This window comes from Blastococcus haudaquaticus (assembly GCF_900230285.1).
In the GTDB taxonomy this organism is placed as follows: domain Bacteria; phylum Actinomycetota; class Actinomycetes; order Mycobacteriales; family Geodermatophilaceae; genus Blastococcus_B; species Blastococcus_B haudaquaticus.
In genome coordinates this window covers 111,882-123,776 of record NZ_OCNK01000004.1, presented here as the reverse complement: position 1 = coordinate 123,776, position 11,895 = coordinate 111,882, and the positions used below count along the sequence as shown (strand labels likewise).

Annotated in this window: 16 protein-coding genes; 10 read left to right on the top strand and 6 right to left on the bottom strand. The window is 73.6% G+C overall.

Going from position 1 to position 11,895, the window contains the following annotated elements; translation table 11 throughout:
• Together rpmG and rpmB are read right to left on the bottom strand one after the other, a co-directional pair.
• Positions 1–168 (bottom strand): 50S ribosomal protein L33, encoded by a 168-nt coding sequence (gene rpmG, locus CRP30_RS16740; RefSeq protein ID WP_097185146.1) that lies wholly within the window; start codon positions 166–168, stop codon positions 1–3.
• Positions 168–434: a 50S ribosomal protein L28 gene (gene rpmB / locus CRP30_RS16735; protein WP_097185145.1), complete on the bottom strand. Its 267-nt coding sequence runs from the start codon at positions 432–434 to the stop codon at positions 168–170. The genes rpmG and rpmB overlap by 1 nt, the downstream gene beginning before the upstream one ends.
• A 92-nt stretch (positions 435–526) precedes the next feature.
• Between rpmB and mrf the strand changes: the two genes are divergently transcribed.
• Genes mrf through CRP30_RS16715 form a run of 4 tightly spaced genes read left to right on the top strand, consistent with a single transcriptional unit; the run spans position 527 to position 2,621 of the window.
• A complete protein-coding gene (gene mrf, locus CRP30_RS16730) occupies positions 527–1,798 on the top strand; it encodes a ribosome hibernation factor-recruiting GTPase MRF (protein ID WP_097185144.1) in 1,272 nt (423 codons plus the stop codon).
• The gene (locus CRP30_RS16725; RefSeq protein WP_097185143.1) at positions 1,798–2,064 is read left to right on the top strand and encodes a type B 50S ribosomal protein L31; all 267 of its coding nucleotides are present in this window, start codon (positions 1,798–1,800) and stop codon (positions 2,062–2,064) included. Before mrf ends, CRP30_RS16725 begins: the two co-directional genes overlap by 1 nt.
• 3 nt (positions 2,065–2,067) lie before the next feature.
• Positions 2,068–2,229, top strand: coding sequence for a 50S ribosomal protein L32 (rpmF, locus tag CRP30_RS16720; RefSeq protein ID WP_097185142.1), 162 nt, complete (start codon positions 2,068–2,070; stop codon positions 2,227–2,229).
• Positions 2,226–2,621 (top strand): hypothetical protein, encoded by a 396-nt coding sequence (locus CRP30_RS16715; protein WP_143278485.1) that lies wholly within the window; start codon positions 2,226–2,228, stop codon positions 2,619–2,621. Before rpmF ends, CRP30_RS16715 begins: the two co-directional genes overlap by 4 nt.
• 6 nt (positions 2,622–2,627) lie before the next feature.
• On the opposite strand, the gene CRP30_RS16710 is transcribed toward CRP30_RS16715, so the two are convergent.
• From CRP30_RS16710 to CRP30_RS16695, 4 genes are read right to left on the bottom strand one after another with little or no spacing between them, the layout of a single operon-like run.
• Positions 2,628–3,044, bottom strand: a complete 417-nt coding sequence (locus CRP30_RS16710; RefSeq protein ID WP_097185140.1) for a Fur family transcriptional regulator — start codon at positions 3,042–3,044, stop codon at positions 2,628–2,630.
• Between the two features lie 2 nt (positions 3,045–3,046).
• Positions 3,047–4,069, bottom strand: coding sequence for a metal ABC transporter permease (locus tag CRP30_RS16705; RefSeq protein ID WP_097185139.1), 1,023 nt, complete (start codon positions 4,067–4,069; stop codon positions 3,047–3,049).
• Between the two features lies 1 nt (position 4,070).
• Entirely contained in the window at positions 4,071–4,889 is an 819-nt protein-coding gene (locus CRP30_RS16700; protein WP_097185138.1) for a metal ABC transporter ATP-binding protein, read from the bottom strand.
• Positions 4,886–5,899: a metal ABC transporter substrate-binding protein gene (locus CRP30_RS16695; RefSeq protein ID WP_097185137.1), complete on the bottom strand. Its 1,014-nt coding sequence runs from the start codon at positions 5,897–5,899 to the stop codon at positions 4,886–4,888. The genes CRP30_RS16700 and CRP30_RS16695 overlap by 4 nt, the downstream gene beginning before the upstream one ends.
• Positions 5,900–5,986: 87 nt before the next feature.
• On the opposite strand from CRP30_RS16695, the gene CRP30_RS16690 reads away from it, so the two are divergent.
• From CRP30_RS16690 to CRP30_RS16665, 6 genes are all read left to right on the top strand, one after another.
• Positions 5,987–7,240 carry a glutamate-5-semialdehyde dehydrogenase gene (locus CRP30_RS16690; RefSeq protein WP_097185136.1) on the top strand — a complete coding sequence of 418 codons (1,254 nt, stop codon included), beginning with the start codon at positions 5,987–5,989 and terminating at the stop codon, positions 7,238–7,240.
• Positions 7,241–7,265: 25 nt separating this feature from the next.
• Positions 7,266–8,159 (top strand): AAA family ATPase, encoded by an 894-nt coding sequence (locus CRP30_RS16685; protein WP_097185135.1) that lies wholly within the window; start codon positions 7,266–7,268, stop codon positions 8,157–8,159.
• Positions 8,159–9,613 carry a vWA domain-containing protein gene (locus CRP30_RS16680; protein WP_097185134.1) on the top strand — a complete coding sequence of 485 codons (1,455 nt, stop codon included), beginning with the start codon at positions 8,159–8,161 and terminating at the stop codon, positions 9,611–9,613. The genes CRP30_RS16685 and CRP30_RS16680 overlap by 1 nt, the downstream gene beginning before the upstream one ends.
• Before the next feature lie 364 nt (positions 9,614–9,977).
• Positions 9,978–10,646, top strand: coding sequence for a nicotinate-nucleotide adenylyltransferase (gene nadD / locus CRP30_RS16675; RefSeq protein ID WP_235003492.1), 669 nt, complete (start codon positions 9,978–9,980; stop codon positions 10,644–10,646).
• Complete coding sequence (rsfS, locus tag CRP30_RS16670; protein WP_097185133.1) at positions 10,643–11,113, top strand: ribosome silencing factor; 471 nt, start codon at positions 10,643–10,645, stop codon at positions 11,111–11,113. Before nadD ends, rsfS begins: the two co-directional genes overlap by 4 nt.
• Complete coding sequence (locus CRP30_RS16665; RefSeq protein WP_097185132.1) at positions 11,110–11,838, top strand: histidine phosphatase family protein; 729 nt, start codon at positions 11,110–11,112, stop codon at positions 11,836–11,838. Before rsfS ends, CRP30_RS16665 begins: the two co-directional genes overlap by 4 nt.
• The last annotated feature ends 57 nt before the right edge of the window (positions 11,839–11,895 follow it).

The following is an 11,895-nucleotide window of genomic DNA, read 5'->3' as shown; positions in this document are numbered from 1 at the left end:
TCAGCGTTCCTCCCGGAACTGGACGTGCTTGCGGATGATCGGGTCGTACTTGCGCAGCACGAGTCGGTCGGGGTCGTTGCGCCGGTTCTTGCGCGTCACGTACGTGTAGCCCGTGCCCGCGGTGGACTTCAGCCGGACGATGGGCCGGATGTCGGTGGCGCGGGCCATCAGTCCCGCCGTCCCGCACCGAGCCGGCGGCGGACGTCGGGATCGGTCGCGCGGATCCTCGCCACCACGGCCTCGATGCCCTGGGCGTCGATGGTCTTGATCCCCTTGGCCGAGACGGTGAGCCGGATCCAGCGGTTCTCGCCCGGCAGGAAGAAGCGCTTGCGCTGCAGGTTGGGCTCGAAGCGGCGGGACGTGCGCCGGTGGGAGTGGCTCACGGTCTTTCCGAAGCCGGGCCGGCGTCCGGTCACCTCGCAGTAGGTGGCCACGGCACCTCCAGAAGTCGTCGCCCCGGGCTGTCCGGGGCCGTGCCGACCACCCTAGATGAAAACGGTTCTCGTTAGCGACTAGGGTGGGGTGCATGACGTCCTCCCGCACCCCACTGGTGATCGTCACGGGCCTCGAGGGCCGCCACTGCGGTCGGGTGAGTCGTGATCTGCTCGCCAGGTCGGGGACCGTGGTCGTGCACCACGACGTCGGCCGGCTCGGTGAGGGGGTGGTCCTCCGAACGGTCACCCGGCGCACCCGCGACGGCCTCGTCGAGGATCGGACCGCCGTCGAGCTGGCCCACGGCTGCCTCTCCTGCACGCTCCGGCTGGACCTGCTGCCCCTGCTGCACGAACTCGGCGGCCGGCCCGAGGTCGGCCGGATCGTGCTGCAGCTGGATCCGGCCCTGGAGCCGGAGCACCTCTGCTGGTCGATCGCCCACCTGATCCTCGACGACGTGCCGGTCGAGCCCACCGGCACGGTGGCCGACCGGGTGGACGTCGCCGGAGTGCTCGCCGTCGTCGACGGCCGCAGCTGGCTCGACGACGTCACGGGCGGCGAGGATCTCGCCGACCGTGGGCTCGCCGCGACGCCGGACGACGAGCGCACCCTCGCCCAGGTCGGGCTGGGGCAGGTCGCGTTCGCCGACGCGGTGCTCCTCGCGGGCGGGCCGGTGGACGCGTGGTCGGCGGCCCGGCTCGACGCCGTGCTGGACCGGATGATCTCCGGAGTGCCACGGGCCGACATCGCCGCCGGCGCCGATCACCTGCTCGCGGCCGTGGGGCCGGGGGCCCGCCGGGGCCGGCTCTCGTCCGCGCACGACTCACTGCTGCCCGGGCAGCCCCCGCTCGGGGAGGACGTCGGCGTGAGCGTGATCCGGTTCGAGGCGGCTCGCCCCTTCCACCCGGAGCGGCTGCACGACGCGCTGGACGTCCTGCTCGAAGGCGTGGTGCTCAGCAGAGGGCGGATCTGGCTGGCCAGCCAGCATGACCGTGCACTGTGGCTGGAGTCCGCGGGGCAGGGCATGCGCATGGGCGACGCCGGGCCGTGGCTGGCCACCCTGACGGACGACAGCGGCGCGTGGGACGACGTCGATCCGGAGCGCCAGGTGGCCGCCGCGCTGCGGTGGCACCCGTTGCACGGTGACCGGCACACCGAACTGGCCGTGCTGTCCCACCGGCAGCCCGGTGTCGCGGTCATCACCGCCCTCGACGCCGCGCTGCTCACCGACGAGGAACTGGCCGCGGGACCCGATGCGTGGCGCGCCCTCACCGACCCCTTCGGCTCCTGGCACGAGGACCCGTGCGAGGCCACCCCTGCCCCGGACGACCGGGCAGCCACCACCGACCGAGAGGACCGAGCCTGATGCGCACGGGCATCCACCCCGAGTACCGCACCGTGGTCTTCCGCGATGCGGCGAGCGGCGCGCTCTACCGCACCCGCTCCACGGTCGCCGCGACCGGGACCATCGACGTCGACGGAGAGACGCTGCCGCTCGTCAGCGTCGACATCTCCGCGGCCTCGCACCCCTTCTGGACGGGGAACCAGCGGGTGCTCGACACGGCGGGCCGCGTCGAGCGCTTCAACCAGCGCTACGCCCGGTACCGCGGCGCTCGGGCGACGGAGGGCTGAGTCGTGGCGGTACCGAAGCGCAGGACCTCCCGGTCGCGGACCCGGTCCCGGAAGGCGCAGTGGAAGGCGACGCCCGTCCCCATGGTGCGGATCCGTGTCGACGGGGAGGAACGGCTGGTTCCGGCCCGCCTGCGCAAGGCCTACGAGCGGGGACTCCTCCGGTGACCGACGGACACCCGACTGCTCCGGGGCCGGTGGTGGCGCTCTGCCGGGGAGAGACGTGCGCGTCGTCCGCGGGTGCGGCGGCCGCCGCCGCGTCCCTGGCCGCAGCGGTGCGCGACACCCGGGGAGCGGTCCTGGTCACCACCGGCTGCCTGCGTCGGTGCACGCTGGCCACGGTCGCCGCAGTGGCTCACCGGAGCGGCGTGGGGGAGTGTTCCGGGCCCACGCTGTGGTTGTCCGGAGTGCACCACGCCGAACGGCAGGACGCGCTCTCCGAGTGGATCCGCGCCGGCGGACCGGGCGCGGCCGCCGAGCCCGACGACGGGCTCCCGGCCACGCTCGTCCCGGCGGCCGCCGCGCTGGGTGCCCCGATGCGGTTCGCCCCGGGGGGATGAGGGGCCTCAGGTTCGGGCGGTGCACTCCGCGCAGGTGCCGAAGACCTCGACCTGGTGCTGGACGTCGGAGAAGCCGTGCTCGGTGGCCATGCGCGCCGCCCACCGCTCGACCGGCGGGTCGGCCACCTCCACGGTCCTGCCGCAGGAGCGGCACACGAGGTGGTGGTGGTGGCTGGGTGAGCAGCGGCGGTACGCCGCTTCGCCGTCCGTGCCGCGCAGCATGTCGAGCTGCCCGTCGTCGACGAGGGCCTGCAGTGCGCGGTAGACCGTCGCCAGACCCACCGAGTCGCCCCGCTCCCGGAGCAGGGCGTGCAGGTCCTGAGCGCTCCGGAACCCGTCGAGCTCGTCGAGCAGCGCGACGAGGGCACTGCGCTGCCGCGTGGTGCGACGGCCGGAGACTTCGGTGGACGCCGGCTCGGTCATGGTCACCGCGCCCTTCTGTTCTGGGGAGCGCCCACCGGGTGCTCCCCGTGCTCGTCGTAGTGCACCCCCTCGCCCGTCTGGTGCGGGGCGTGGCGGTGTCCGTCGTGGTCGTAGTCGACGTGGTCGTCGTGGGGCACCGGACGGTGCCCGCACTCGACGCCGTGCTCGTGCGGGTGTGCGTCGTGGACATCGACCTTACGCCGGTGTCGTCGACGAGCCGTCGAGTCCCGCACCGCGACGCCCGCGGAGACGAGCAGGAACAGCGCGATGGCCAGCAGCACGATGGTGCCGCCGGACGGTGTTCCTGAGTAGAAGGACGCGGTCGTGCCCGAGACGCTGACGAGCAGGCCGATCACGCAGGCCAGGAGCACCGTCTGACGGAAGCTGCGGGCGAGCAACTGGGCGATGGCGCTGGGGACGATCATCAACGCGCTGATGAGCAGGAGCCCGACGACCCGCATGGACAGGACGACGGTCGACGCGACGAGCGCGGCCAGCACGATGTTGAGGCCCAGGACCGGGAGGCCGACCGCCCGCGCGTACTCCTCGTCGTCGCTGACCGCGTACAACCGCTGCCCCAGCAGGGCCACCGCGGCGAGCACGACCACGGAGATGCAGGCGAAGACGGCGACGTCCTGGGGGCTCGTGGTCGTGATCGCGCCGAAGAGGTAGGAGTCGAGATTGGTGGCCTGCCCGCGCGGCGCCAGGCTGAGCAGCACCACGCCGCCGGCGATGCCGCCGTAGAAGAGGACGGCGAGAGCGACGTCGCCGCTGGTGCGGCCACGAGCGCGGACCAGTTCGATGAGCACGGCGCCGAGGACCGCGGCCACCAGCGCGGTCCACACCGGGCTCGTCGCCGTGAGGACGCCGACCGCCACGCCGGTCAGTGCGACGTGCCCGAGGCCGTCGCCCAGCAGCGACAGCCGGCGCTGGACGAGGAACACGCCGACGGAAGGCGCGACGAGGCCCACCATGAGCGACGCGAGCAGTGCCCGCTGCATGAAGTCGTAGCTGAGGATGTCCACGTCAGCGCTCTCCGTCGGACGTGCGGCGCGGCCGAGTCGTCACCGTGGGCTGGTCCAGGCGGTAGCCGGACGGCTCCCGGTCCGGCGGGTGGTGGTGGACACCGGGCTCCTCGTGCGCGGACGCCTGGGCGAGCGGACCGTCGTAGGCCACCCGACCGTGATCGACCACGACGGCCCGCGAGAGGACACCGGCCAGCGGCGCGGCCTCGTGGGTCACCACGACCACGGTCGTCCCCGCCGCCGAGATCCGCGTGAGGACCGCGGCCAGCGCCTCCTGGTTCGCAGCGTCCACGCCGGCGGTGGGCTCATCCATGATCAGCAGTTCGGGCTCGGCGGCCAGTGCCCGGGCGACCAGCACCCGCCGCTGCTGCCCGCCCGACAGGGCGGCGACGGCGTGGTCCAGCCGATCGGCCAGGCCGACCGCCGCCACTGCGTCGGTGACGGCGGTGCGGTCGACCGGCCGGAGGCGGCGGAGCAGACCGAGCCGGGCCAGCCGGCCGACGCCGACGATTTCGCGCACCGTGGCCGGAACGGCACCGCTGATCGAGTGCCGCTGCGGCACGTAGCCCACCCTGCCCCGCTCGCGCAGCCCGCCGACCGGCGCGCCGAGCACCTCGACCTCGCCGCCGAGAACCGCGGCCAGGCCGAGCAATCCCCGGGCCAGCGTCGTCTTCCCGGAGCCGTTGGAACCGAGGACGGCGACCGCCTCGCCGGCACCGACCACCAGGTCGACGTCGCGCACGATGGGCACGTCGCCGTAGCCGATCGTGGCGCGCCGGAGCCTGATGGCGGGGGCCCCCGCCGGCGGGGTGTCACTCATGAGCAGGACTGGCCCTCCTGCAGCGTCGCGAGGTTGGCGCGCATGACGGCGAGGTAGTCGTCGCCGGCGGACTCATCGGTCAGGCCTTCGAGGGGATCGAGGACGGCGGTCTGCACCCCGGCCTCGGAGGCGACCGTCTCGGCGATCGACGGGTCGACCAACGTCTCGGTGTAGACGGTGGTGACACCGCGCTCTCGGACGAGGGTGGAGATCTCGGCCAGCTGATCGGCCGACGGTTCGGTGCTGGGGCTCAGCCCGCTGATGCCGACCACCTCGAGACCGTACCGGTCGGCCAGGTAGCCGAAGGCGTCGTGACTGGTGACGAGGGTGTCGACCGTGCATGCGCCGAGGCCCTCGGACATCTCCTGGTCGAGCGACTCCAGGTCCTCCCGCAGCGAGGCGGCGTTCTGCGCGTAGGTCTCCGCCCCGTCGGGGTCGAGATCCGTCAGCTGCTCGGCCAGGGCGTCACCGACGTCGGCCAGTCGGGTCGGGTCCAGCCAGAAGTGAGGGTCCGGGGACTCCTCGCCCTCGGCGTGCTCCTCCTCGGCGTGCTCCTCCTCGGCGTGCTCCTCCTCTGCGTGCTCGTCCTCGGAGTGCTCCTCCTCGCCGTGCTCGTGGTCGTGGTCCCCCGAGGTGAGCGAGAGGTTCGCGGCCTCGGCGGCGTCCCACGAGTGGTCGCCGGCCTGGGACTCGGCGGCCTCGTCCACAGCGGACTGGAAGCCGCTGAGGTAGACCAGCAGATCGGCGTCGGAGACCCCGGCGACGTCCTGGGGGGTCAGTTCGAGGTCGTGCGGCTCGGCGCCCGGGGCGGTGAGCGACGAGACCTCGACCTGGTCGCCACCGACCCGGGAGGCGGCCCACTCCAGCGGATAGAACCCGGCGACCACGGTCAGGCGATCGCCCCCCGTGGAAGCCTCGCCCGCCTCGTCGGAGCCGCCGCAGCCGGCCAGGAGGAGCAGGGATGCAGTGGCAGCCGCGAGTGCGGACCGGCGCGGGACCGAGATGTTCATGAGAACCATTATCTCACGCTTCGTGGTTGCCCGGCCGCGCAGCCGGGATCCGTGGGCCGGACCCCGCCCCCGCGTACGCTCGCGGGCGTGTCCGACGTCTCCTCCCTGCCGCTGATCGGTGCCGCCGCGCTGCGCGCGCGAGCGGCCGCCCGGGTCCTGCGCACCCTGCCGACCGACGTGAAGGACGCCGCCCTGGCCGCGATGGCCGACGCGCTGGTCGAGCGCACCGACGAGGTGCTGGCCGCCAACGCCGCCGACGTCGAGGCCGCCGCCGCCGACGGGACCCCGGAGTCGGTGCTGGACCGGCTGCGTCTGGACGCAGACCGGGTGGCCGGCGTCGCCGCCGCGCTGCGCGAGCTCGTCGCCCTGCCCGACCCCGTCGGTGACGTCGTCCGCGGCTCGCGACTGCCCAACGGGCTGCAGCTGCGCCAGGTCCGGGTGCCGCTCGGCGTCGTCGGCATCGTCTACGAGGCCCGGCCGAACGTCACGGTGGACGCCGCGGGCCTGTGCCTCAAGAGCGGCAACGCGGCGCTGCTGCGCGGCTCGGCCTCGGCCTTCCGCACGAACACGGCGCTGGTCGCCGTCCTCACCGAGACGGCGGAGAAGTCGGGCCTGCCCGCGGGCTCGATCGAGCTGCTGCCCGCCGACCGCGCCTCGGTCGGTGAGCTGCTGAACGCCCGCGGCCTGGTCGACGTGGTGATCCCGCGGGGTGGCGCCTCGCTGATCGAGCGCGTCGTCCGCGAATCCACGGTTCCGGTGATCGAGACCGGCGTCGGCAACTGCCACGTGTACGTCGACGCCTCGGCCGACGCCGCCATGGCCGAGGCGATCGTGCTCAACTCGAAGACCCACCGGGTGAGCGTCTGCAACTCCGCGGAGACGCTGCTCGTCCACCGCGACGTCCCCTTCCTGCCCCGGCTGCTCTCGGCCCTCGCGGACGCCGGGGTGACGCTGCACGGTGACGACGCGGCGCGCGCGGCGCACTCCGCGGTGGTGCCGGCGACCGACGAGGACTGGGCCACCGAGTACCTGTCGATGGACATGGCCGTGCGGGTCGTCGACGACCTGCCCGCCGCCGTCGAGCACATCGCGCAGTGGGGGAGCGGCCACAGCGAGGCCATCGTGGCCGACTCCGCCTCCGCCATCGCCGACTTCACCGCAGGGGTGGACGCCGCCGCCGTGCTGGTCAACGCCTCGACCCGGTTCACCGACGGCGGCGAGTTCGGGTTCGGCGCCGAGATCGGCATCTCCACCCAGAAGCTGCACGCCCGGGGCCCGCTCGGTCTGCCCGAGCTGACCTCCACCACCTACGTCGTGACGGGCAGCGGCCACACCCGCTGACGTCGTCGTCCCCACGAGGAGCCCGATGCCCCGCCCGCCGTCCCAGTCCCCGCAGTTCTCCTCGGTCGCGGACGTCAGCAAGCGCCTCTCGACGGCCGGGTACCTGCCCGACGCCCAGATCGCGACGACGGTCTTCCTGGCCGACCGGCTCGGCAAGCCGCTGCTGGTGGAGGGCCCGGCGGGCACCGGCAAGACGGAGCTGGCCAAGGCACTGGCGACGGCGACGGGCTCGGAGCTGATCCGGCTGCAGTGCTACGAGGGCCTCGACGAGGCGCGGGCGCTGTACGAGTGGAACTACAAGAAGCAGCTGCTGCGGATCCAGGCGTCGCAGGGGGCCTCCGGTGACGCTGCGGACTGGAACACCGTCCACGACGACATCTTCGGCGAGGAGTTCCTGCTCTCCCGCCCACTCCTGACTGCCATCCGGCGCAGCGAGCCGACGGTCCTGCTCATCGACGAGACGGACAAGGCCGACGTCGAGGTCGAGGGTCTGCTGCTGGAGGTCCTGTCGGACTTCCAGGTGACCATCCCCGAGCTCGGCACGATCACCGCCACCCGCCGGCCGATGGTCGTGCTCACCTCCAACGCCACCCGTGAGCTGTCCGAGGCGCTCAAGCGGCGCTGCCTCTACCTGGCACTGGACTACCCGAGCGCCGAGCGGGAGCGGGAGATCGTGCTGTCCCGCGTGCCCGACCTGGCCCCAGGGCTGGCCGAGCAACTCGTGCGCACCGTGCGGGCGATGCGGGCGCTGGAGCTGAAGAAGTCGCCGTCGATCTCGGAGACGCTGGACTGGGCGCAGACGCTGCTGGAGCTCGGGCTGGACACGCTCGACGAGCCGGCGGTGCGCTCGACGCTGGGCGTGGTGCTCAAGCACGCGAGCGACCAGGACCGGGCCGCCGCCGAGCTCCGGCTGAACTGATGACGGACGTCCCGACCACGGCCGAGCCCGGGGGCCTCGCCGGCCACCTGGACGGCTTCGTCCGGGCGGTCCGGGAGGCGGGGATCCCGGTCGGGATCAGCCAGGCCGTGGACGCCGCGGAGATCCTCACCGTCGTCGACCTGCTGGAGCGGGAGCAGCTGCGGCACGGGCTGGCGGCCGTGCTGCTGCAGCGGGCGGCCCAGCGCCCCACGTACGACGTGCTCTTCGACCTGTGGTGGCCGCTGACGGACCGGCCGCGACCGGCCGTGGACGGGGACGGTGCGGACGGAGACACCGCGGACGGCGACGCCGACGGGGAGCCGGGGGAGTCCACGCTGGACGTCCCGGGAGGCGACGACGTCGACCTGGCCGCCCTCATGCGGGAGCGCCTGGCGCAGCTGCTGCTGGAGGGCGACGAGGAGGCACTGCGGCGGTTCGCCCGCGAGGCGGTCGAGATGCTCGGGCGCGGGCAGCCCTCGCCGTCGGGCCAGTCGTTCTTCAGCTACCGGGTGCTGCGGGCGCTCTCCCCGGACACGCTGGTCGCCCAGCTGCTGGCCGGGCTGCTCGCCGAGGGCGACCGCGGCGGTCTCGCCGAGCAGGTCGCCCGCCAGACGATCCGGGAGCGGCTGACCGCGCTGCGGTCCGCGATCGAGTCCGAGGTGCGCCGGCGGACGGCGGCGGAGAAGGGACGGGACAAGGTCGCGAAGAACGCCGTCCGGCCGCTCGCCGACCAGGTCGACTTCCTACGGGCCCAGTCCGGCGACCTGGCCGAGCTCCGCCGGGCGGTGGCGCCGCTGGCCCGCCGGCTGGCGGTGCGGCTCTCGGCGCGGCGCCGGCTCGGCCGCGAGGGCCGGCTCGACTTCCGCAAGACCGTGCGGGCATCGCTGGGCACCGGCGGCGTGCCGGTGGTGACCCACCACCGTCCGCGCACGGTGCACAAGCCCGAGCTGGTGGTGCTGTGTGACGTCAGCGGGTCGGTGGCCGGGTTCAGCCACTTCACCCTGATGCTGACCCAGGCCCTGCGCGAGCACTTCACGGGTGTGCGGGCCTTCGCGTTCGTCGACTCGACCGACGAGGTGACCCGCTTCTTCCGCCCGGGTGCCGACGTCGTCGACGCCGTCCAGCGGATCGGGCGGGAGGCCGACGTCGTCGGCTTCGACGGGCACAGCGACTACGGCACGGCCTTCGAGGTGTTCGCCGACCGCTGGGCGTCGGCCGTCGGACCGAAGACGTCGCTGCTGGTGCTCGGCGACGGACGGACGAACTACCGGCAGCCCGGTCTGCCGGTGCTCGCCGACCTCGTGCGTCGCTCCCGGTCGGCCCACTGGCTGAACCCCGAGCCCCGACGGCTCTGGGGGAGCGGTGACTCCGCCGCCCACCGGTACGGCGAGGTCATCGACATGGTGGAGTGCCGGAACGCGGCGCAGCTGGCGGAGTTCGTCACCACCCTCTGAGGAGACTCCCGGTCCGCCTGGGCGGCGCGGCGTCCCGGTCATTCCCCGCCTGTCGATCCGTCCCTTCGTCGCTCGGTCCGCATGTCGGCACGGGCCGGTCGCGGTCACTGTGCCGACGACCACAAAAGGACACGCCGACGGCCCGTAACCCATGGCCGGCTGAGCCGTTGGTCAGCGCGGTGCCGGGAACGCAGCGGCGCCACACCGTCCGTGCCTCGACGCACGGTCCGGACTGCGACCGGCTGCACGGGGGAGCCGGTCGTGGCGCCTTCGCGGTCCCCTCTCCCCTGGCGGGACCGCGGAGGCGCCGGCCGGGGCCGGTCCTGACGGGGCCGGCTCCGGTGGGCCCGGATAGGCTCGTGCGGTGGCAGGCGGCCGGGTCGGGATCATGGGTGGGACCTTCGATCCCATCCACCACGGGCACCTCGTGGCCGCCAGCGAGGTCGCCGGTCTGTTCGGTCTCGACGAGGTGATCTTCGTGCCGACCGGTCAGCCGTGGCAGAAGAGCGACCGCGAGGTCAGCCCACCCGAGGACCGCTACCTCATGACGGTCATCGCGACGGCCTCCAATCCACGGTTCTCGGTGAGCCGGGTGGACATCGACCGGGGCGGCCCGACCTACACCATCGACACCCTCACCGACCTGCGCCAGCAACGGCCGGAGGCCGAGCTGTTCTTCATCACCGGTGCCGACGCCCTGGCCCAGATCGTCAGCTGGCGGGACAACCAGCAGCTGTTCGACCTGGCCCACTTCGTCGGCGTGACCCGCCCGGGCTTCCACCTCGCCGATGCCCACCTGCCCGAGGGCGTGGTCAGCCTGGTCGAGGTGCCCGCCCTGGCGATCAGCTCGACCGACTGCCGCGATCGGGTCGACCGCGGGATGCCGGTCTGGTACCTGGTGCCCGACGGCGTGGTCCAGTACATCGAGAAGCGGGGCCTCTACCGCGAGGTTCCGCGTCGGGTCGGCGCAGACGGCGCCCGCACCCTTTCCGCCCAGCCCCCTCACGACCACCTCCAGGAGGTACCCCGATGACCGCCTCGGCCGAGGCGCGGGACACCGCGCTGCTCGCCGCTCAGGCGGCTGCGGACAAGCTCGCCACCGACGTCTCCATCGTCGACGTGAGCGACCGGCTCGCCATCACCGACGCCTTCGTGCTCGCCTCCGCGCCCAACGAGCGCCAGGTGCAGTCGATCGTGGACGAGGTGGAGGAGCGACTCCGCGAGCACGGCATCAAGCCCGTCCGACGCGAGGGGGTCGCCGAGTCGCGCTGGGTCCTGCTCGACTTCGTCGACGTCGTGGTGCACGTCCAGCACGCCGAGGAGCGCGCCTACTACGCCCTCGAGCGCCTGTGGAAGGACTGCCCGGTGATCCCCTTCACCGACGGAGCCCAGCCGACCGCGACCGCGGGTGCCCCGGACGCCGGTGCCCCGGACGCCGGTGCCGCGGACGGCGGGGGCGACGAGGACTCGTCACCGGACGAGGAGTCGGCCGGCCGGTGACAGTCGGACCGCTGGCGGAGCTGCCCGTCTCCCGACTGATCCTCTGGCGGCACGGGCGTACCGCCTGGAACGCCGCGGGCCGCTTCCAGGGCCAGCTGGACCCTCCGCTGGACGCGACCGGGCGGAGACAGGCCGCAGCGGCCGCCCCCCACGTCGCCGCGGATCTGTCCCCGGAGGACACCGTGGTCGTCTCCAGCGATCTCGACCGGGCCGAGCAGACCGCCCAGGCGCTGACCGGGCTCCTCGGAGTGCGGCTGCGGCTGGACGAGCGCCTGCGCGAACACGGCATGGGGTCGTGGGAAGGACTCACCCGCGACGAGGTGGCCGACCGGTTCCCCGATCAGTACGCCGCCTGGATGGCCGGTCGCCCGGTGATCGGACGGGGCGGTGAGGAACCGGGTGCGGTGGCCGACAGGGCCGTGGCGGCCCTCGCCGACCTCCCGCCGGCCGCCGTGGCGGTCGTCGTGACCCACGGGGGGACCTCGGGCCGGTTGATCGAGCGGCTGCTCGGTCTCACCCCGGATCACCGTCGCGTCCTCGGTCCGCTGGGGAACTGCGCCTGGAGCGAACTGGCGGTGCAGGGAGGCCGGTGGCGGTTGCTGCGCCACAACAGCTCCGTGCTCCGGCAGCCGGACCGTCGCCTGGAGGGCGCCGGCCCGGCACTGCCCGAGGACGACGTCGCGACCCAGGACGGCGCCCCGGCCGCGGACGCCGACGCGGTCTAGCACCGGGGGACCCGCACAGCCGCGCTGCGTCGGCGCCCGACAGCGGCGGGCTAGCCT

Coding starts and splice junctions, on each gene's coding strand:
- CRP30_RS16710 (WP_097185140.1), bottom strand. CDS start 3,044: ATGACCGAGCCGGCGTCCACCGAAGTCTCCGGCCGTCGCACCACGCGG.
- CRP30_RS16695 (WP_097185137.1), bottom strand. CDS start 5,899: ATGAACATCTCGGTCCCGCGCCGGTCCGCACTCGCGGCTGCCACTGCA.
- CRP30_RS16680 (WP_097185134.1), top strand. CDS start 8,159: ATGACGGACGTCCCGACCACGGCCGAGCCCGGGGGCCTCGCCGGCCAC.
- CRP30_RS16725 (WP_097185143.1), top strand. CDS start 1,798: ATGCGCACGGGCATCCACCCCGAGTACCGCACCGTGGTCTTCCGCGAT.
- CRP30_RS16685 (WP_097185135.1), top strand. CDS start 7,266: ATGCCCCGCCCGCCGTCCCAGTCCCCGCAGTTCTCCTCGGTCGCGGAC.
- rpmG (WP_097185146.1), bottom strand. CDS start 168: ATGGCCCGCGCCACCGACATCCGGCCCATCGTCCGGCTGAAGTCCACC.
- rsfS (WP_097185133.1), top strand. CDS start 10,643: ATGACCGCCTCGGCCGAGGCGCGGGACACCGCGCTGCTCGCCGCTCAG.
- CRP30_RS16700 (WP_097185138.1), bottom strand. CDS start 4,889: ATGAGTGACACCCCGCCGGCGGGGGCCCCCGCCATCAGGCTCCGGCGC.
- mrf (WP_097185144.1), top strand. CDS start 527: ATGACGTCCTCCCGCACCCCACTGGTGATCGTCACGGGCCTCGAGGGC.